Genomic DNA, 636 nt, shown 5'->3' with positions numbered 1-636 from the left:
TAACAGATATACGAAAGCCATTTTTACGCAGTATCATGGTGATTTTAGGTGCACCATAGATATGCTTACTTTCCTCCCAAATTTCTTTGATTTTACTCATGATTTCTTGGCGTTTTAACTTTGTGGCAGAGACTGACCGTTTCTTTTGCGCATAGTAATTCGAGCGTGAAAGTCCCACTCGTTTAAGCATTCCCGCTACCGAAGGATGGGACTTAGCTTGTTGCGCTTTATCGACAAGTTCATTGATGACTTCGGTAGCTTCTATTTTCCCAAGATATTGATAGCTTGTTTAAGCACTTCAATAGCGCCTTCGGCGTCACGAAGCTCACGTTTTAAACGAGCAATCTCTTTATCTTTGTCACTGGCATAGTTACCGGAGCCACGACCCGTAACCGCACCTTGTTCCTTGAACTGCTTAGTCCACTTCTGCAAGGTACTTACACCAATCCCCAGATTTTTAGCTGCTTCTCTGTAGTTCATGTGGTCTTGGTTATCTAGGTAGTATTGAACTGCGTCATTCTTAAATTCAATAGAGTGTTGCTTTGCCATTATTGAGTTCCTCCGTTAAATACATTGACTATATTATAACTGATTCAGGACCTCATTTTAACTTGTACATTTTTTATTCTAACAGCA

General features: G+C 40.3%; 2 protein-coding genes. Both read right to left on the bottom strand.

Annotated features, from left to right (window positions below; all coding sequences use genetic code 11):
• A partial coding sequence (locus tag FC36_RS12730; protein WP_420843344.1) for a helix-turn-helix domain-containing protein occupies positions 1-100 on the bottom strand: 100 nt, incomplete at its 3' end.
• Positions 101-261: 161 nt separating this feature from the next.
• Positions 262-549, bottom strand: coding sequence for a helix-turn-helix domain-containing protein (locus tag FC36_RS10320; RefSeq protein WP_025021586.1), 288 nt, complete (start codon positions 547-549; stop codon positions 262-264).
• Positions 550-636 lie beyond the last annotated feature (87 nt).

The organism is Ligilactobacillus equi DSM 15833 = JCM 10991, assembly GCF_001435735.1.
Taxonomy (GTDB): Bacteria; Bacillota; Bacilli; order Lactobacillales; family Lactobacillaceae; genus Ligilactobacillus; species Ligilactobacillus equi.
The sequence above is the reverse complement of the archived record's forward strand: the minus strand, read 5'-3'. Positions and strand labels throughout refer to the sequence as shown.

Bases quoted from the DNA above. Each gene is read 5' to 3' on its own strand.
- FC36_RS10320 (WP_025021586.1), bottom strand. From the start codon at position 549: ATGGCAAAGCAACACTCTATTGAATTTAAGAATGACGCAGTTCAATAC.